Genomic DNA, 20,891 nt, shown 5'->3' with positions numbered 1-20,891 from the left:
TATGAACTGGTCATTGCTTACACTGGGCCTTGCTGTATTGGCACTGCTAAGTTGTTTCTTGGGTTTTGAAAATAGCAAACCCACTGCCAAAGAAGTGGCACTGCTGGCAACTTTAGCCGCTCTGGCGGCTTTGGGCAGGGTGGTGTTTGCGGGTATTCCAAGCGTTCAGCCAACTACCTTTTTGATTATAGTAACAGGGCTGGTTTTTGGCCCTGGCCCGGGGTTTATGGTTGGAGCGCTGGCGGCCTTATCATCAAATTTCTTCCTGGGTATGGGTCCATACACGCCTTGGCAAATGTTAGCCTGGGGCTTAGCGGGTTTTTCGGCAGGGATTTGGGGCCGTTGGCAAAAAAAACCGTCGAAGCTGCCTTTGATAATTTTTGCGGTGGCATGGGGTTTTTTATATGGGTTAATAATGAACATTTGGCATTGGGTTACCTTTATTTATCCCCTAAACTGGCAAACCTTTGTGGCTGTTTATGGTGCTGCCTTTTGGTTTGATACACTACATGCCATAGGTAACGGCATATTCATGTGGTTTATGGGTAAAGAGTTTATAAAAGTAATGCAGCGTTATCAAAAAAGACTGGTTGTAAAAGAAATTAATATTGAGAGATAGGGGGCTATAACAATGAACAAATTTTTTAACAGGTCGATAAAAATCTTTTTCATTTATTGCTGTGCATTGCTTATGTCGGTGGCTTTCATAACTTCCGGCGCTGCAGCAGCTACAGCACCGGATCGGGTGGAGATTGAAAATGTGGAAAGTATTGTTAATTATCTAAATGATAAAATGCTTCACCCGGACTATAAGGGCATGTTGGATTGGGCCATACTGGGGTGTTATTCTTCGGGCAAAGATGTTCAAGCCCTATCTAAAAAAAGAAAAGAGCAGGTTTTAGCGGGTGAAATGATTTCTCCATTAAAAAACACTGACTATCAGCGTACAATTTTCAGTGCTTTGGCTGCCGGTGAAGATGTCAAGGCCTATTGTGGAATTAACCTTGTTGATACCGTAAAGGAATCTCAGTTACCCTCGGGTAAATTTGCAGATACATCAACCGGTATCGGTGACAGGCTGATTAATGCTCATATATGGGGTATTATTGCTTTGTATGCAGTGGGTGAAGACATTCCCAATGCTGATAAAGCTTTATCCTGGTTGGTGGAACAGCAAAATTATGATGGTGGGTTTAGCGTTGATACCGAAATTCTATATTCAGATATAGATATGACTGCAATGGCCATTGTTGCTATGGTCTGCCTGGATAAAGACCAAACTTACCCTCCGATACAACGGGCCCTGGCATATTTAAAAGAACAGCAAAACAGTGACGGCAGTATGGGGCTGTGGGGAACATCCAATACTGAATCCTGCGCCCAGCTTATACAGGCGCTGGTTATGTTGGGAATAGATCCCACCGGCCAGGAGTGGACGAAAAATAATGGTAACCCGCTCACAGGGATGTTAAAATATAGGCTAAAAAACGGCGCCTTTTCCCACAGTTCAGAAATGATACCAAGTGAAATGGCCACCGGCCAGGCACTGTTGGCTATAAACGATTACCTTACCGGTCAGTCAATATATACTAAACTGCGATTAGAGAATAGAACTGATGATGATTTACAGCAAGCCATCGGTCATCCCACCGAAGGTAAATATTAATCCCCCTAAACGGGGATTTTTTTGTGCAAAAAAACACCACTCTCCCAATGTAAAAATATAAGGAACCAAAAAGCTATTAGAACATAATATACCATAGAGCAGGTAAAATTTACCATTTATGGACTGCCAAAAATTATTGGGGAGAGATGGAAATGAGTAATCATACTTCAAAGTCCTGTAAACCTTACAAATGTTGCAACATGATAGTAAATCAAGAGGCCACAGCCACTGTAACGAATACGCAGGAAGTTACACAAACAAATAATAATCAACAGACTGCCGCCATAGCCGATGCACAGAATGGAGGCAACGCATCTGTGCAGCAAATAAACCACCAAACTAACAGCAAAGAACAGGTGGGGATAGCAAGTGCTAGGAATGTGGTATGTAAAGATTACTCCGGCAGTAATGTTAATCAGAAGTCAGAGGCTGCCGTTGAGCATCAACAGAATGCGTCACAACAAAATGATAACGGCCAGGAAGAAGCAAGGGCAACAGCCAGTGGCGTGGGCTCTACAGCCACCGTTATGCAGCAAAGTGAACAAACCAACTCTGATTCTCAAGTAGGAATTTCAGAAGCGGAAAATGTCTTAGGTGATAGTTGTAAAAGCCCAATAGTAAACAGCATAGTAGACGATACAAAGCGAAAGTTAAAATCAAACGGAAAGAAAAATGAAAGTAGACGTATAGTTAACAGTGAAGCAGTTATAGCTATTAATGGGATTAGGTTAGTGGTTACCATAAGCGAAGATAGGCAAACAATACAGATACAAGCAGATAGAAATGGGGTAAATATTTTAAATGAAAGCCGGAAGGTTAGTTCAAAAGTAAAAAGTTTAAAAACACATACCAATGCAAGGGAAAATAAGATTTTAATTACCACAGAAAATGAATTGGACATGGTAAAGGTAGAGTTGAATAAAAATGGGGAGATATTTGTGAATGACAATAAGGTAGCAGCAATATAGCACCACCATTTGTATACTAAAAAGGTGGGATATAGAATGTCTAAAGCTTATAAAATTACTGACATCAATAAGAATATGTGTTATCGCACTCCGGGCAATGCGAAAATCCAATGGAAAAATGACTGTATAGCGGTGTATGATTCTGAAAATAATAAATGGAAAGTTTTTGGTATACCTGTAAAAATTAAGGATGGCACCGGCAAGACAGAGGCTTTGAAAAGCAAGAATGCATTGTTTCGGCTAAATGATGATAGCAAACTATTAATTATGACCGATGGTCACATTAAAAGGGTTAAATTGTTTCACCCCAGGACACCGTTATGTAAGGACACACTGCAGGGCATAGATCCCTGTGACACTACTGTATATATTAATGACGGCTATAAGAAAATAGCCGGCCCGCCAATGTCATATTATTTAAGATATTGTAATACTGTGGTTAATCAACAAGCCCAAGCCATAGCAAATCAAAATCAAGAGGTTAATCAGTTAAACATTGCTGAGCAGAATTTGGCTCTTGCAGTTGCAATAGGAGAAGGGTCTGTGGCTGAAGCGCTGCAGATATCTGAACAAAGCAACATAAATAGTCAACAGGCAGAGGTAAGGGCTGTAATTGCAGATTCTAACCCTTGCTGTCCGGAAAGCAGCAATGATACTAATGAAGATATTAATCAAAGTCAAAATGTCTCTCAACAAAATGTTAGTCAGCAAAGTAACTCAGTGGCAATATCCATCGGTGGGGGAGAAGCAACAGTATTTCAGACAACTGTTCAAATGAATAACAATTTACAAAATGCTTCTGTGTCGGCGGATAAGGATAACATACAAAAACAAAACAATGATCACTGTAAATTTACTAAAAGGGCACAGGCAGGGGCAGAACCGGACACTATGATAATTGTGGATATTGTTAAAGGTACACAAAATTTAAAAGTAAAGGTACACAAAAATGGTGAGGTATATTTAAATGGGCATAAATTAGATATTGTTCTGCAAAAAAGTATCCATGAAACTTCCCCTTCTTCCGATCACAGTAAAAAAGGGGGAAACAAGGATGACTAATACTATTAACCATGGGGTCAATGGGGAGAGTTCACAGGAGCAAAGTGTTGATCAATTTAATTACAGTAACCAATTAGCTGCAGTTGCAATTTCAGCCGCCGGAGGAAATGCAAGGGCAGTACAAAATTCAATTCAAGAAAATGCAAATTATCAAAAGGCTGTTTTAAATGCTGAAAATATAAATGGTATTTGCTACTTAGGCAATCAAGTAAATCAAAATGCAAATGCCGAGATCAACCAAAACCAAACAACAAATCAAGAGCAAAGGATCTGCCAATGTGCTGCCCTGGCGTTAGCCTTTTTTGAAGGTTCCCAAGCAGTGGCGCGACAAAGTAATGAACAGGATAATTTTAATAAGCAAAACGGGGAATGTTCTTCCGGTAATACAAACAATAATGATCTTGGCGGGTCTACATCCACACAGTTAGAGGCCAATAACAATGATAATAAACCAAATGATACGATAACGGTATGTAAAGATATTAGAAGTACCGGAGGGACTGCCTCCCTGGATCCGTTCAGGATATTGGTAACCCTAAAACAAAACGGTGAAACCATAGGCATTGAGGCTGATGAAACAGGAAAGGTGAAAATGAATGGAATTGAAGAAGCACAAAATAATTTGGAAAGGCTAAAAGAAAGAGCTGAAAATACAAATTTAAACAGCGCCGTTGACATGTATATTAATATTAATTATAGAGATGAGATTTTAGAAATTCGCTCTGATGAACAAGGAAGAATCTTTATTAATGGAAGGGAAGTTGAAGTAGCTAATTGTTAAATGCTTATAAAGTTGTTATAGCACCCCCTAACTTTTAGGGGGTTTTAGTTTATGTAGTATTACGACCAATGATGTGCATTTAAAGCATAATATATTTTCAATCTACAAATAACTTAAAATCCAAACATTAAAAAACTTATTATTTAAAATCGGGAAAAATAATAGATTAATTCCGACAATACTAAAATAATTGTCGGAATAAGGTGTATACATTATGTTGACTTAGTTGTTATGTAGTTGATAGTATATTTTAACAAAAGCAAATAGTATTAAATTCCGAGTTAGCAACCTAAGGCTATGCTGCTATGGGACCTAACCGCCGGGTATAAGTGGAAACGTTTATGCCTCCCGTTTGGAAAGGAATTTGTGTAGCGTTATTAAATGGCTTGGTTTTCCTTGCGGGAAAAGCAAGCCATTTGCTTTTTCGGAGGTGTATTATTAATTGCAATGCTGGCGTTGTGTATTATATAGTTTTTTAATCCTGCTTACTATGCTTTGTTGTATGGGCTGTGGATCAAATTCTACTCAATTGCAGGAGTTTAGCGATGAAAAATTTATTATGGACACCTTAATACAGATCACTGTTTTTTCTGAAAATGAGCAGCAGGGGAGTAAAGCATTGCAAGATGCGTTTACTGCCTTTGAGCAGATTAATAAGTTAGCTGACAGGTTTACAGATGATCAATCAGACTTAAGTGATGTTAACAAAATTAATCAAAGTGCCGGTATTGGCCCTGTGCAGGTTAGTGATCATACAATAAATATGCTAGAGCGCTCAAAGTATTTTTCTGAAATATCTGACGGTGCCTTTGATGTTTCTATTGCTCCGATAATGGACTTGTGGGGTTTTGGTAGTAATTGGCGTATTCCAAGCCAAGATGAGCTCGACAAAGCCTTAGACCAAGTGGATTACAGGAAAATAGAAATTGATTGTTTAAATGATACTGTTATTTTAACCGAGCCGGGTATGGGCCTGGATTTAGGTGGGGTTGCTAAAGGCTATGCCACAGATCGGGCGGTAATGGCTCTCATAAATAACGGAATAGAGCATGCCTTGATTAATGCCGGAGGAAATATCTACGCCTTGGGCACTAAACCTGATGGATCCCTTTGGCAGGTGGGGGTACAAGACCCTCGCGGTAACGGAATAATTGCCATAATATCTGTCAAGGATAAGGCAGTGGTAACCTCCGGTGACTATCAAAGATACTTTATTCAAGGAGGTGTACGATACCATCATATTTTAGATCCGTCCACCGGCCAACAAGCTAGAGATGTAATACAAGCTACTGTTGTAAATGATTCAGCAACCGATGCAGATATTTTATCTACAGCCATCTTTGTACTGGGTCCGGAGGATGGGGTTAATATTGCCAAAGAAGTGGAAAATACAGAGTTAATTATTATAACTCCGGACAAGCAATTGCTATATACGGACAAATTATCTAATCAATTAGTATTCACAGGAAAAGGCGAATATCATCCTATTGCCAGATAATTATTGAGGAGGGTTAGTTTTTAAAATTTTAATCTAACTAGCTATTTAAATGTCGGAATTGTCACTATTTAATTCATCAAAACCCAAGGTTAATAAAGAAAGGTTGGGAGGAGAACGGTGAAAAAAAACAAGTTATTTAAGAAACTTAGTATTTTTGTATTGATTGGATTTCTCTTATCAACTTTAATCGGTTTTGTTCCACAGCAGACTAAAGAGGCATTAGCCGCCGCACCGGATTTGATTATCACTGGGACAGGCCTAGAGCAGGATGTTATGATATATGCTTCTGATTGGGACAACTACCAGATGGTTGAACGAATTTATTCTTCGAATAACTCTTTTGGTACCCATCGAATCCAGAAAGTAAGAGGGTATGATCTGTTTGAGTTGATAGGGGTAGGCAACCTTAAGACTGACCAAGATTATCTAGTTAAGTTCATTGCGTCTGATAATTTCAGTAGTACAAGATCAGTTAGTAATTTGCTGGATTTATACACATACCCTGATTTTGGAATTGACAGTGAGCAAAGTGTAATGCCCACACTGGGATTCTACAGTGTTGAACTGTTTACTTCATCCCAAGACAGTCTTAGTCCACCAGTTACCTATGCAGACCTTGAACTTTCTACTGACAATGGTGCCCCTCGGTTGTATTTAGGACAGCAAAAGGGGAATATCCACGATCAGAACCATAGCGACTTTGTCAGTAATGTAGTTCGTATCGTGGTTGGGGAGGAACGCCCTGCTGACGACCCTCCGCCTGGGGACAACGACTTTGCTGACAGTCCCTATAAGCATATCAGCTATTCGGGTGCACCATACAACATTGATGCGATTACCGGTGCCACCTTCACTGTGGAAGGTCCCGGTGTGACTTCTTACCGTGCACTGTCTCTGGTTCAGATTGAAGAGACTAACGCTGGGCTCTATCGAGACACATACACCGAGAGAATTGGTGACCAGGTGCTTGAGAACAGCTACGAGGGCATAAAGGTTTCTTATATCCTAGATAATTTCGTTAAACTGCGCAGCGACATAGGCAATATTGTTTTTAAGGACTACCAACGTAAGACCATTGCCGAGTATACCCTAGAGCAGGTCAGGGATGAAGCCAGGAAGATGATTGTAGCCTACGGGGTTAACGAAGTACCTCTGGTCTATACTGACTATGCAGGCTACATTCCAGAAAAATATAACGATGGTGGTTGTTTTAAATTGGTGTATCACGGGGATGCCGGTGACCCTCCCACCTTCTCCAATGTAGCCTATATCTACGTTGAGGAGACTGAACGGCCGGGTTATGAACATACTGATAATCCTCCCTATGATGATCCTAAGTTTATGCAGTATGTCTTTACTTTAAGCGGCAGTGGTCTGGGTAAGGAAGTAAACTATACCGTGGCTGATCTAGAGGCCATGACCGAGTTACACGTGGAGAAAGAGTACAGTCTCTCTAACAGTTATTACTACTGGTACTACAACACTTACAAAGGTGTGCCCCTTTGGGACCTGCTGATAAAGTCCGGGCTCGATCCTGACATCGACGAAAGCACTCCTGTGCATTTTATTGCCGCAGACCACTACAACATTCCACCCATGACGGTGAGAGAAATCAAAAATCATCACCTCTGGGGTTACTACGAAAAAGACCCCACTGATCTAGGGGACGGTAGTTTTGACGGTAGAGGCGTAGAGCCCTTGGAGACGGGCTACCCTGTATTGGTGTCATACGGTTACAACGGCTATCCTTATGTCAATCATGCCAGCGACTCTGGATACAACTCCGGGTTGAATAATGACGGTGGGCCGTTGCGAATTGTCTTTGGCAAACTGGATTATGACTACACTAATGGTGCCAACCAAGTTAAGTTTGCCATGCGTGTGGTGGTGGGTGAAGATATTCCGTATACTACCCACTCGTACCAACCCTATAAGGCGCTAGGAAACGATAGCTTGACTGTAACGGTTATTGGTGATGACGGGGGTACCATTAAGCAGGAGACACTTACCGTTAGTGATATCGAAAATATGATTTATGGACCCGAAGTACCTGCGGCCACAGCTGAGCGTGCCCGGGTAAAGGGGTACTACTATACCCATGATGCCGGGGGCAGTGGCGGAGCTAAAATATCAGACTTATACGAGGGGGTCAGTTTAAATTATCTTCTCTTTGAGAAAATCGGGCTTCCCGGAACCACCGGCACGGTGACATTTACCAGCAGTGCGGACGGTCAAGCCCCACTTACAGTTAACCTTGCTGATATCACCCGGGAGGACTACTTCAACGAGGTTACCGGGGCTACCTGGCTCAAGCCGATGTTGGCCTTTGGCAAAAATGGCTACCCCATGGTGAAAAGTAAAGGTGATCCGGGATATGAGGACAACCCTATTGTGAACCGCTACGGACCTCTAATGGCCCTCTTTGGGCAGACGGAAAAAGGAACCCCGGGCCAGTGGTTGCGGACAATTGATTCCATTACTGTCAACATAAGCAAGGACTCTTATGCCCACCTAGAACCTCCCTATGATCAGTATCAATCGGACACCTTGTCCATTGGCGGTAGTGGCGTAAGAAAAGATCATACTGTGACTTTGGGTGAACTGGAGTTCATGCAGAACTACATCTTTACCGGTGAGTACTGCCTGGCTAGCGATACGGAGAAGGAGTTAGCTTCTTACCGGGGGATTGACATTTACGAGTTTATACGAAGGGAAGTGGGCTTTACCGGCGGGGCCGATACGGTGACCTTTAAAACTGCTGACGGTTCCAGCAAAACCTTTTCTCTGGATGAAATCGCCAAACGTGATTACATTAACGAAGAAACCGGTGCAAACGACCTCAAAGTGATGCTGGCTTACGGCAAAAACGAAAGACCATTGGTATCTTCTGATACATCGGATGGTTATGACCATGTAGCCCGAAACAGTGGTGGGCCGCTCCTTCTAGTCATTGGCCAGACTGAAACGGGAGACCTGAACAGTGCCAAGTCGGTTAGCGGTGTGGTGGAGATTATTGTAACTGCTACCGATGGCGACAGCTGGAAACATGATTACGGTGTCTATACCCAGTATCTCGATCAGCCGGTGTTGCGCGTTACAGGTAGCCAGGTAAAAGAGCCTCGTACCTTTAGCCTGCGGCAACTGGAAGCTCTGGACCAGCATATTGTGCGAGATCTTTATATGGGTGAAACTGAAGTTGAGGGGGTCGTTCTTTGGAAATTAATTAAAGATGTGGTTGGCCTGGCAGATGGCGTAACGGTGCCCTCAAGTATTCGTGTCTTTGATGGGCCAAGCTATAATCAACTACAAAATGTCAGCCAGGTAATGAATGGGGTGGTCAATAGTCGGGGTGAGACCAAGGATATTATCATCGGCTACGCCGTGAACGGCTACCCCCTGGTGCCTCATTCTAACAGCCCGGGCTATGTTAACAACAACGAGTTCGGCCCTTTGCGCCTATTTGTGGAAGAGAATAACTCCATGTGGACCAAATGGATGGACTGTGTTGTGGTGGGGGCCGGCGATTACGAGGAACCCCGGGCCGAGGATATAATTGACGACCCGGCGGATCCTATGGACCCTGTGGCACCGCCTGAACTGGATTGGACCATCTATCGCAATGACGACGGCAGCGGACTTCCTTGGGCCAACGTTCTTCGAGCCACCCCTGATGGCCAAGGAGGAGTATGGGTGGGCACCAGCGGAGGTGGAGCGGCCTATCGCGATGCTGCGGGACAATGGACAGTTTACGACCAATCCAATAGCCCTCTGCCCCATAATATGGTTAACGACATTGCAGTGGATAGCAACGGCGGAGTTTGGTTTGCCACCGGCAGTTCACAAAGTCCGGGCGGTATTGCCTACAAAATGGGAGAAGACTGGACTGTTTATACCACCCAAAACAGTGGCTTAAGTTCGGATTATATACTGGAAATTACCCCGGATAAGGATGGAGGCATCTGGTTTGGTACAGGTGCAGGCCCTATCTACCTGGATGCCGATGGTAATTGGAATCCATATGAAAATGAGAACCTACCCGGTAAAGCCACAACGGTCATTGAGCTGGATGAAGAGGGGGGCATCTGGTTTGGATTCCATCCCCTTGGGCAGGATGTAGGAATACCGGGGGGCTATGCATATCTCGATGTCGAGGGAAATTTAACCCCTTATGAGTTTACTGAAGACGGCAGGTGGGTGCGCTCCATATCCTTTGACCGGGACGGTGGGATTTGGATATGCCGTTTTGGGAAGGTTGATTACATTGCTCCCGATGGGCAAAAAAATGTTTACCAAACCGACAAAGACTTACTTCCGTATATTCAGGAAGACGACATAATCACCTATATTGAAGCGGACAGCCTAGGTGGACTTTGGCTGGCCACTATGCAGGGAGGCCTTTTTTACCGCAGCGAGGATGGAGAGTTTTCCGTCTACAACAATACTAATACCTGGCCCACATCTGGGTTTAATTATGTCTGGCGTCTAAAGGCATGTGAAGATGGACATATATGGGTAAGCACCAACGGAGGCCTTGCGGTGACTAATCTATTTGAGGCGGCCGAGCATGATAAACCGGTCTTTACAATGTCACCGGTGGATGACGGGGCTTATTCTGTCGGGACGACAGCTGACGGTATTAGCACTATGACAGTTAATCCTGGTGTATACGGGTTTAACTATTTTACAGTTGACATTACTCCGATTACTTCTCACGAAGGAAAAGAATCGGTTGTCTTTACACATTATAGAAACGGCAGCCAACTGGGGATTAATGCCACCAGAGCTGACTTTGATGTGGTGAAAAGAGCTCAAGCCGGTTTCAATGTTCAGCCGGGTGATGTGATTAAGGCATACATTGTTGATGAATTGATCAATGCAGCAGACGTCAATCCTGTGATTTTACAGTGATTAGTTAAATTGTAACCTTGATTTTTGGGCGGGCTTTTACCCCGCCCAATCCCCCATTGGGGATTTATTGGATTAATAAAGGCGGGATAGCCATATGTGGTTCAGAACGAATCTTAATCTTAGAAAAAGTCTTGTTAGTTTAGCAGTGATGGTGCTGATCATATTCATGGTAATAAATCCGGTTTCAGCATCGGAGGGCAACGGTGGCCCCAACACCGGATTACCCGACCACATCATCTTGTCCTGGACGGAGGATCCCCAAACCACTCAAACTGTCACGTGGCGGACGGGGCCTGATAGTACTCAGAATAGGGTACAGTACCTGCCCGCTGCCGGCTTTAGCGGTAGTTTTGCCGAAGCAAGCGAAGTGACTGCCACAGCAGCCAATCTTTACCATGGGCACTATCAACTGGAAGCAACCATCCGGGGACTAGCGCCCAACACAAGTTATATCTACCGTGTTGGTAAAGAAGGAGCCTGGAGTGAACCTGCCACTTTTACCACCGCCGTAGATGATGACAAATTTTCTTTTCTCTACATGGGTGATGTCCAGGATGGCTATCACTATTGGGGCGAAATGATTATCAAGGCTCTGGAGGATAATCCCGGTCTCAAATTTGGGATGCTGGGTGGGGATTTGGTTAATGAAGGCAGTAGCATCGATGAATGGCAGTGTTTTTTTGCCGCTGCCTCACCTGTTTTTAGCCAAATTCCTTTAATGCCGGCTGTGGGTAACCATTGTGACACAGAGTTGTTCTGGAAATCTTTTGCTTTGCCCCAAAATGGGCCGGATGGATACAATGATACATTTTACTCCTTTGACTACGGAAACTGCCATATTACAGTGCTGAACAGTAACTACCTGGGTGTACCGGGGATTGGCGGTTATGAAACGATTACTAACTGGTTGGAAAATGACCTAAAAAACTGTGATAAGCAGTGGAAACTGCTGGTCTTTCACCATCCGCCCTATCCGGTGGTACACGATTGGCGTGCAGACCATTTACAAACTAATTGGGTGCCGCTTTTTGAAGAATATGGGGTAGATCTGGTATTGGTTGGACACCAGCACGTCTATATGCGAACCAAGCCCCTAAAGGGTGGTGCAATCCAGAAAGACGGTGAAGGTATAGTCTACATCATGGGTAATGCAGGTACCAAGTATTATGGCCCCGGGCCGGACCATGATTATATTGCTAAACAACTTGCCTTTGTGAGTAACTATCAAGTAATAAAGATTGACGGAAATACCCTTTCCATAACTGCCAAAGATGCCGACGGGCAGGTCATTGATAACTACGTAATAGCTAAACAGCAGGATACTGATAATCCAGCGTACGCCATCAACCCGGTGGTTGATGCTGCCTATCAAATAAAGACCACCAATGATGGGATTAACACCATGACGGTTAACACTGACCATTCCGGGATGAAATACTTCAGTGTGCAGGTCACTCCGGTAAATACTTATGTCATGTTGGAAACGGTTGTTTTTACACATATAAGGGATGGTGTGCAACTAGGAATTAACGCCACCAAAGCAGACTTTGACGTGGTGAATACAGCCCAGGCCGGTTTTAATGTTCAACCCGGTGATATGGTTAAGGTCTACGTGGTTGATGAGCTAACCAATGCACTTGACCGAAATCCAACGATTTTTCAATAAACCTACTGGTTTAATGGTTAATCATTGACCGGTGGAAAGGTGGGTCTCAGATGCGTATACATAAAAATTTTAGCTTGCTTGGTGCTTTACTTTTTAGTGGACTGCTTTTTTTGGTTTGTATATTTGCTCTGCTGACACCTCAAGCGGCATATGCCGTCGGGGGTTCGATTACCATTACCGGAGACGGTGTTTATAACCCCGGTGTAACCTTTACCCAGGATGAGCTTCGGAATCCCGAAGTATTGCCACAACATACGGAATTATACAGCACCATTAATACCTGGCCAACCAAGTACTGGTACAAGGGTACCGGTGTTAAAGTAAGTGATCTACTTGAGGCGGCGGGGGGGATTAAACCGGAAGCAACTCTAATTAAATTTTCTACCCGCGATGGCTTTAGCACAACTTTTACAGTGAGTGAATTTGTATACCGGCCACGTTATAGTTTTCCTAATTTTATGAATAATGGAATTGCAGGACATATCCCTGGCGATTCTAATGAAGCGGTGCCAGTAGAGCCAATTATAGCGTGGAAAAGTTGCTACGGTCAAAGCTTAGAAGCTGTAGCAGACGATCAGATGACCTTTAACGATGCTAATCACCTCTTGTTTGGGCAGCGGGCGGTAACTGAGCAGACAAATGCGATGTTTGCCAAATATGTAACTACCATTGAAGTGCTTACCACTGAACCGGATAAATGGGACAGTCCCACAGCTGTTCCAAATAGCGGGGAAGTGCCCCTGGGAACGATGGTTAAATTGCAGGGCCCTGATAACGATCTGGATAAAGTCCATTATACCCTTGACGGCAGTACTCCTACGGTAGACAGCCCGATGTATAACTGGGTGGCAAGCCGGTGGTCATGGCGGGAAGATTTTGATGCAGTCAATCACCCAATCGAAATTAACGAGAATACCATTATTAAAGCAGTTGTAATTGGCCCCGGGAAAAGGGACAGTGACATCGTTACTTTTGAGTATCAAGTTGCTGATGTAGCTGACCCTGGTCTTGTTATTAACAAAATTAATCTTGCCAAAGCTACCATTAACAAAGAATACCGGCATACCTTCACAGCAACAGGTGGAGTACAGCCATATACTTTTGCTGTTACCGACGGTGTTTTGCCAAAGGGTATGAGTTTAAACGGCGCAACTTTGCAGGGAACCCCCACTGAGACCGGTACCTTTACATTCACTGTAACTGTAACTGACAGTGCAGATCCGTTTGGTGCAGACAGCCATGAGTTTGTCCTGGAGGTTGGGACAGAAAGCGTATTGCCACCCAGCGGGGATGTAGTGCTAACCATCAAAGGCGACGGGGTAACCACCACCAAAGAGTTTACCATGTCTCAGCTAGAAAATATGCCCCAGTACCAATCAGTTTACAGTGTAATTAACACCTGGCCCTCTAAGAGTTGGTATGTGGGTAAAGGGGTTAAAGTGAGGGATCTGCTTACCGAGGCAGGGCTGAAAGGAAATGCCCAGCAGATAAGGTTTCGTTCCAGCGATGGCTACTATACAACCCTTACCGTTCAGGAGTTATTAAGAGACAGGCGTTATCGTTTTCCTAATTTCATGTCCGGTGGAAATGAAGGGCATATACGTGGATCTTCTTCGGGTGCTGTCGAGGTGGAACCTATTGTTGCCCTGGTTAGTGCCGAGGGCACCGATAACCCTTCCCTTATGACCCAAACTAATGCTCTTCAATTAATGATAGGACAGCGGGCCGTTACTGAGCAAACCGGTCCTTTATTTGCAAAATATGTTAATGAAATAGAAGTGCTAACCTCCACACCGGCAAAATGGGATACACCTCAGGCAGATCCAGGCGGTGGCATGTTGCCATCAAAGGCGTTGGTTAAACTGTTTAACAATAATATGGATATAGATAAAATTCATTACACCATTGATGGCAGTACACCGACGGTGGATAGTCCTATGTATAACTGGATATCCAGCCGCTGGTGGTCGCAACGCGGAGAGGAGACGGTGGCCGGGATCAATCACCCAATAGAGTTAACTAAAGATACCACCATTAAGGCCGTCACCATTGGCCCAGGCAGGTTGAACAGTGATATTGCAACCTTTACCTACAAAGTTATAGAAGTTCCCTCCACCGTAACAAAATCCATTATACCCAGCATAGGCGGTACTGTGAGCCTTGGAGATAGAGTTACCATTGAGATTCCGGCAGGTGCTATGACAGGAAAGGATCCGTTGGAAGTAAAGATAGATCGTGTTATTACTCCACCCGCTGCGCCAGAAGGATTTAAGTTTATCGATCATGTGTACAGATTTAGCGTTGGCGATAATACAAGTTATGAATTTGATAAAAAAGTAACCATCAAAATTAACTTTGATGCGGAGACAGTTTCCGCTGGTGGGAAACCAGCCATCTATTATTACGATGAAATTGCCGAGCGATGGTTCAATATTGACGGAAAGATATCCGGCAATACCGTTATGGCACAGGTTGATCATTGCATAACGTTCGCAGTAATGGTGGTAGATAAGTTTGTGGCAGCTGAAACAATCATACCCAATAAAGGCGGCACTGTAAGTTTTGGTGATGAAGTTGCCATTAAAATACCGGCAGGAGCTTTGGTGGGCACCGACCCGGTGGAGGTAGCCATAGAGCGGGTGATCGATACTCCCGCCACGCCAAAAGGATTTAGCATTCTCGGCTGTGTTTACCAGTTTAGCGTGGCCGGTAAGACAAATTACAATTTTAATAAAAGTGTGACAGTTGAGCTTGGTTTCGATCCTGAAAAGATTAAACCCAATGAAAATCCGACTATCCACTACTACGATGAAACCGAAGAGAAATGGATTAACATTGGTGGCGAGGTAAACGGGAATATCATAACTGTTCAAGTGGATCACTGTGGCAAATTTGCCGTCATGGTGGCAAAAGAATGGGCTCAAGTGATAATACTTACTATTGGGCAATTGGAGGCCACCATAGACGGTAGCACTTACGCCTTGGATGCTGCACCTTATGTAAACAGTCAGGTAGGACGCGCGATGGTGCCTGCACGGTTTGTGGTAGAAATGTTGGGTGGGGAAGTAGAATGGCTGGCAGAAACCCAACAGGTACTCATTAGTGATGGCAATAAAGAAATAATTCTTATCCTTGGATCTAATAATGTTTTAGTTAATGGCGAAAAGCAAGCCATTGACTGTGCCCCAACGATGCTCCCGCCCGGTCGCACCTTTGTTCCACTGCGGTTTGTGTGTGAGGCCATGGGCTTAAAGGTGGACTACCAAGCTGATACCGGAGAGATCACGATAGTTAGTGGGCATGGCGGTTAGTAAAAAAAGGTGTGTGATTAATGCCTGATAGTAGAAAGAAGGTTTCACTGCCTCTCTTGGTTATGGTGCTCTTTGTCGGTTTGTTTAGTTTGATAGCACCAAGGTTTGCATTTGCTGAACATGAAACTGCTATTGAGATTACCGGGGATGGGGTGGCAACTCCCATTACTTTAACCATGGAACAACTTGAAGCCATGCAGCAGTACCAGCAGGTGTATAGCACGTTAAATACCTGGCCTAGCAAAAGATGGTACGTGGGAAAAGGAGTTAAGTTAAGGGACTTGTTTGCTTTAGCAGGGATAAAAGATGAAGCTACATTGATTCGGTTTATCTCAAGAGATGGCTACGATATCACCCTTACTGTTAAGGAGTTGCTAAAAGATAAACGTTATTATTACCCGCATTTTAAAGAAAACCACCCCCACGACGGTACTATCCCCGGCTCTACAGATGGTGCTCTAGAGGTGGAGCCTATCTTAGCGTTACTTAGTGCAGAGGATAGTGACAATCCTGCTGATATGAATGACAGGGATTCACTGCTGCTGATATTCGGTCAGCGGGCCATAACTGAGCAAACCAACAATTTATTCTTAAAATATGTAAGTAAAATTGAGGTGCTTACCTCTGAGCCTGTAAAATGGGATGCTCCCAGTGCGAATATAGAAAGCGGTGCCACTGTGCCCGTAGGAACGAAGCTTAGGCTGCACAACAAAGGCAATAACGAAGATAAGATTTACTACACAACCGATGGTAGTACACCCACGGTGAATAGCCCGATGTTTAACTGGAGTGCCAGTCGCTGGTGGCCGCTGCGGGGAGATGGTTTAGATAATGTAAATTCCCCCATCGAAATCAAAGAGGATACCGTAATTAAAGCCGTCACCATTGGTCCCGGTAAAGAAGACAGCGAGGTGGTCACCTTCATCTATAAGGCCGATCCTACCGGACAGGCGGTTGACCCCACTAAAGTACCCGGTGGCCCGGCCACTGGAGTAACACTGGACCAAAGCAGAATAAACCTTAATGTGGGCAGTACCTATCAACTGACAGCAACTGTTACCCCGTTTAATGCCACTGTAAAAGATGTTACTTGGAGTTCCAGTGATACCAGTGTGGCTACGGTGGATAATCATGGTCTGGTAACGGTGGTGGGTCAAGGTACGGCGGTTATCACTGTGAAAACGAAAGATGGTAATCATACAGCCACCTGTATTGTTAATGGCCCGGAAGAGGTATCCGTTGTCATTGGCTCTGAAGAGACTATTTCGCCGGAAGTTGAACAATCGCAAACGCCGGAGGAGGCTGAGCCAGATAACAATTTAACTGTTTCCGGTGATGTGCCGGAAGACAGAAGACAATACCTGGCAGAAAGAAGTGAATTGGCTGAAATTTCAGCAATTAACCCAGACCTTTTACTAGAAGATATAGATAGCCAAAATATAAAGGTATTTGAATTGTCAGTTGAAAGTACATCTATCCCCCTGAACGATTATGAAAAAAAGCCGTCTATAACAGTGCTACTGCTGATTATCTTTCTTTCAGGGGTTGGCAAGAGGTACTTAGAATATGTAAAGGAGCTATAAAGAAATAAAAATGCCCCCAACTATGTTAGAACCCTTAAAAGGTACAATGCACGCCATTTCGTCGGGCTTATTAATGCCTACCATTACGGTACTTTTGATCTTGTTAGCTTTGTCAGTGCTTGAGTTAGGTGGTTTGTTGGTGGAGGCTTTAGCGGTACGGCGTAAGTTTAAAGTAAATGTGCCTGCCTTAATAGATGCTTTTCAGCAAAAAGATGCTAGGGAGATAATGAATGAAATTGAGCATAGCCCACTGTTTAGGCGACATAAATTGGCTCTTGGCGAAATAATCAAGCATAGAAACCTGTCTGCTGCTTCGCAGCAAGCACTGGCCCGCCGGTTGTTGGCCAGCGAGGAACTGCATTATATCAGAATCACCAACAGAACCGATTTGGTGGCTAGACTGGGACCGATGTTAGGATTAATGGCCACACTAATTCCACTGGGACCGGGCATGATTGCTTTAGGTCAGGGCGATACCAAAATGCTGGCCGATTCACTGTTAACAGCCTTTGATGCTACGGTAACCGGTTTGGCTGCTGCCGGCGTCGCCTATGCAATCTCTCGCCTGCGGAAAGGGTGGTACGAGGATTACTTAAGCTCACTGGAAGCCATAATGGAAAGTTTGCTGGAGGTGTTAGACCGTGAAAAGCGGGTTGAGGAACAGAAAACGTCTGATTTATGAAGATGTTAACCCTGTTGAGGGGGCAATTAACATTGTAGATGCCATGCTTGTCTTTGCCTGTGGCTTAATGCTTGCTTTGGCTTTTCAATGGAATGTCGATCTAAGCCTAGGACAGCGGATTAATCTTGAACAGGGACGGGAGGTAACTGATACCCCGGCAATAAATGAAGACCTGATTGAAACCCAAGGTGAAGGAAGGATTTATGAGAACATCGGTACGGTATACAAGGATCCCGAGACAGGGCAATTGTTCATGCTTACTAATTAAGGTGAATAGCGAAAGGGGTATCAGTGATGCACATATTAAATAGGAAATGGTTTGCTAAGTTATTTATTATCGTCCTCGGTATACTGCTGTTTAGTTTGCCGGCCCATGCAAGAGCCAATGACGCATCGAATTACCTTGAGATTACAGGTGACGGTGTAACCAATCCGGTAACGTTTACCTTGCAACAATTGGAAGCAATGCCACAACACCAGTATATATACAGTGCCATTAACACCTGGCCCACTAAAAAATGGTATGTGGGTAAAGGGGTCAAATTGAGTAACCTCTTGGACAAGGCAGGGTTAAAAGAGGATGCAAAGCTGGTCAGATTTACTTCCAGCGATGGTTATACCATGACCCTTACCGTTGATGAACTGTTAAAAGACAGGCGTTATTGTTTCCCTAATTTTAGAAACAGCAACGATTTTGACGGTCACATCCCCGGTTCTTCAGCAGGTGCTGTGGAAGTAGATGCAATCATCGGTCTCATCAGTGTTGAGGGTAGCAATAACCCAGACTATATGACCGATATGAATTCCCCGATGCTAATGCTTGGCCAGCGAGCAGTTACGGAACAAACGGGAAATTTATTCGTTAAGTATTTAAATAAGATTGAGGTGCTAACTGCAGAACCGAAAAAATGGGATGAGCCCCAAGCCAATCCATCCGGTGGTACAGTGCCGGCAGGTACAATGGTTGCCTTAAGTAATGCCAATAGTGATGACGACAAAATTTATTATACCACTGACGGCAGCACACCCACCTTGGAAAGTCCGATGTACAACTGGATAGCAAAACGGTGGTGGGCGGCCCGAGCCGATGTTTTAGGTACCATTAATCACCCCATTGGACCGATCAATGAAGATACAACCATCAAGGCAATCACCATCGGCCCAGGTAAGCTGAACAGCGATGTTGTTACCTTCCACTACCGGGTTGCAGATGATGAGGTGCCGGACAAGCAGTTGGGAAAAATCATCGGGCTCACCATCGGCCGGGTAGAAGCTAGCGTTGATGGTGCTTCATATACTCTAGAGGCAGCACCCTACGTTGATGACAAAACTGGACGCACACTGGTACCAGTGCGGTTTGTAAGTGAAGCTTTAGGAGCTGAAGTTGATTGGGATGCTCAAACTAACCGGATAACCATTGTCGATGGCGGCAAAGTAATAGTTCTTATTATAGGTTCCAATAATGTTCAGGTCGATGGTGTACAGCAATCCATCGAGTGTGCTCCGACAACAATTCCTCCAGGGCGCACATTTATCCCCCTGCGGTTTGTAAGTGAGAGTTTGGGGGCCCAGGTGGATTATGAAGCTAAGACAAGTAAGATCACGATCACAAGATAACATGTCTATGATGGTCCCAAAAAAGCAAGGGGGTGGTTAGATTTTAACTACGTTTTTGATAAAGAATGAAAAAATTCTAATTAGTTTATGAAAGGAGATATTAGTATGCTCACCATTAATAAGCGATGGTTTAAAACATTGTCGCTTTTTCTGGGGGTGTTCCTGGTTGCCGGTTTTTTATGCCTGTTGGCACCCTCGGATGCTCAAGCTGAACCGGAATTAGTTATTACCGGCACGGGACTAAAGGAGGATGTGTATCTTTACCAATCCGATTGGTTGGACTTTGATAACGAAGATTTTATTGAGCGCTACTATTCTTCGGTTAACAACTGGAACTTTTACAAAATCTGGAGAGTTAGAGGATGGGATCTTATTGACTTGCTCGGTGAGGATAACCTGAAGGAAGGGAATTGGTCTATAAGGTTTACGGCCTCGGACGGCCTAAGTATGGCATGGACCATCGATGACCTTTACGGTCGCTACTACTACCCTGAGTTTAGTACAGATGATGGGGTACAAGTGGGACCGATGATTGCCGCGTATCGTGCTGCGCTTTTTGAGCCTAATTACGCCGGAAAACCATCAGAAATTGAGTGGGAAGACCGGGAACTGACAGAAGCTGATTTTGACCACGAGCACCCTCGTGTATATATGGGGCAACCTGAAGGTGAGCCCGAATTTAAAAACCAGCCCTTTTTTATAAGGAAACTTGTGCGTATCGTAGTGGGTGAGGAGCGCCCGGTGCCCGTCACCGGAGTTAGTATTACAGATGGCGATCAGGCACTGGAGGAAGGCCAGACAGTTCAGCTAAATGTTGTAGTAGAACCGTCAAATGCTGCAGACAAGAGCGTCACTTGGTCAAGCGATAATGAATCAGTTGCCACCGTCAATGAAGATGGGCTGGTCACCGCCGTTGGTGTCGGAACTGCCACCATTACCGTTACTACTAACGAAGGCAATTTCACCGACAGCATCACCGTAACAGTAACTGAGGCCTCGTCAGAGCCGGTAGTGTTCACAGTTGCCGGTGACGGAGTGTACGGAGGCTTGAAGGAATACACATTAAGCCAACTTCAAGCTTTTGGTATAACCACAGGTGAATACATTTATACTTCCTCAGGGCAGACAGTAACAGATAACTGCACGGGA

Annotated in this window: 14 protein-coding genes and 1 riboswitch; all 14 genes read left to right on the top strand. The window is 44.3% G+C overall.

The features are described 5' to 3' along the window. Position 1 precedes the first annotated feature (1 nt). Positions 2 to 619: an ECF transporter S component gene (locus tag BR02_RS0104730; RefSeq protein WP_051688127.1), complete on the top strand. Its 618-nt coding sequence runs from the start codon at positions 2 to 4 to the stop codon at positions 617 to 619. A 12-nt stretch (positions 620 to 631) separates the two neighbouring features. Next, complete coding sequence (locus BR02_RS14725; protein ID WP_051688126.1) at positions 632 to 1,666, top strand: prenyltransferase/squalene oxidase repeat-containing protein; 1,035 nt, start codon at positions 632 to 634, stop codon at positions 1,664 to 1,666. Between the two features lie 152 nt (positions 1,667 to 1,818). Next, positions 1,819 to 2,634: a hypothetical protein gene (locus tag BR02_RS0104720; protein WP_031514701.1), complete on the top strand. Its 816-nt coding sequence runs from the start codon at positions 1,819 to 1,821 to the stop codon at positions 2,632 to 2,634. Between the two features lie 36 nt (positions 2,635 to 2,670). After that, positions 2,671 to 3,696 carry a hypothetical protein gene (locus BR02_RS0104715; protein WP_031514699.1) on the top strand — a complete coding sequence of 342 codons (1,026 nt, stop codon included), beginning with the start codon at positions 2,671 to 2,673 and terminating at the stop codon, positions 3,694 to 3,696. Then, complete coding sequence (locus BR02_RS0104710) at positions 3,689 to 4,477, top strand: hypothetical protein (protein ID WP_031514697.1); 789 nt, start codon at positions 3,689 to 3,691, stop codon at positions 4,475 to 4,477. Before BR02_RS0104715 ends, BR02_RS0104710 begins: the two co-directional genes overlap by 8 nt. Before the next feature lie 262 nt (positions 4,478 to 4,739). After that, positions 4,740 to 4,856, top strand: a riboswitch (molybdenum cofactor riboswitch). 150 nt (positions 4,857 to 5,006) lie between these two features. Beyond that, positions 5,007 to 5,975 (top strand): FAD:protein FMN transferase, encoded by a 969-nt coding sequence (locus BR02_RS0104705; protein ID WP_084170947.1) that lies wholly within the window; start codon positions 5,007 to 5,009, stop codon positions 5,973 to 5,975. A 117-nt stretch (positions 5,976 to 6,092) separates the two neighbouring features. Beyond that, positions 6,093 to 10,883 (top strand): ligand-binding sensor domain-containing protein, encoded by a 4,791-nt coding sequence (locus BR02_RS14325; RefSeq protein WP_034638866.1) that lies wholly within the window; start codon positions 6,093 to 6,095, stop codon positions 10,881 to 10,883. A 94-nt stretch (positions 10,884 to 10,977) separates the two neighbouring features. After that, positions 10,978 to 12,549 (top strand): purple acid phosphatase family protein, encoded by a 1,572-nt coding sequence (locus BR02_RS0104695; RefSeq protein ID WP_031514691.1) that lies wholly within the window; start codon positions 10,978 to 10,980, stop codon positions 12,547 to 12,549. 50 nt (positions 12,550 to 12,599) lie between these two features. Continuing rightward, the gene (locus BR02_RS0104690) at positions 12,600 to 15,860 is read left to right on the top strand and encodes an FN3 associated domain-containing protein (protein ID WP_031514689.1); all 3,261 of its coding nucleotides are present in this window, start codon (positions 12,600 to 12,602) and stop codon (positions 15,858 to 15,860) included. Between the two features lie 20 nt (positions 15,861 to 15,880). Next, a complete protein-coding gene (locus BR02_RS15740) occupies positions 15,881 to 17,443 on the top strand; it encodes an Ig-like domain-containing protein (RefSeq protein ID WP_034638863.1) in 1,563 nt (520 codons plus the stop codon). A 22-nt stretch (positions 17,444 to 17,465) separates the two neighbouring features. Beyond that, positions 17,466 to 18,125 (top strand): MotA/TolQ/ExbB proton channel family protein, encoded by a 660-nt coding sequence (locus tag BR02_RS0104680; RefSeq protein ID WP_034638861.1) that lies wholly within the window; start codon positions 17,466 to 17,468, stop codon positions 18,123 to 18,125. Next, positions 18,085 to 18,393: a DUF2149 domain-containing protein gene (locus BR02_RS0104675; RefSeq protein WP_031514684.1), complete on the top strand. Its 309-nt coding sequence runs from the start codon at positions 18,085 to 18,087 to the stop codon at positions 18,391 to 18,393. Before BR02_RS0104680 ends, BR02_RS0104675 begins: the two co-directional genes overlap by 41 nt. Positions 18,394 to 18,419: 26 nt before the next feature. Next, complete coding sequence (locus BR02_RS0104670; protein WP_031514682.1) at positions 18,420 to 19,742, top strand: stalk domain-containing protein; 1,323 nt, start codon at positions 18,420 to 18,422, stop codon at positions 19,740 to 19,742. Positions 19,743 to 19,928: 186 nt separating this feature from the next. Next, on the top strand, positions 19,929 to 20,891 hold a 963-nt coding region (locus BR02_RS14720), incomplete at its 3' end, for an Ig-like domain-containing protein (RefSeq protein ID WP_238442406.1).

The organism is Desulfofalx alkaliphila DSM 12257 (genome assembly GCF_000711975.1).
Taxonomy (GTDB): Bacteria; Bacillota; Desulfotomaculia; order Desulfotomaculales; family Desulfohalotomaculaceae; genus Desulfofalx; species Desulfofalx alkaliphila.
This window is presented reverse-complemented; position numbering and strand designations above follow the sequence as displayed.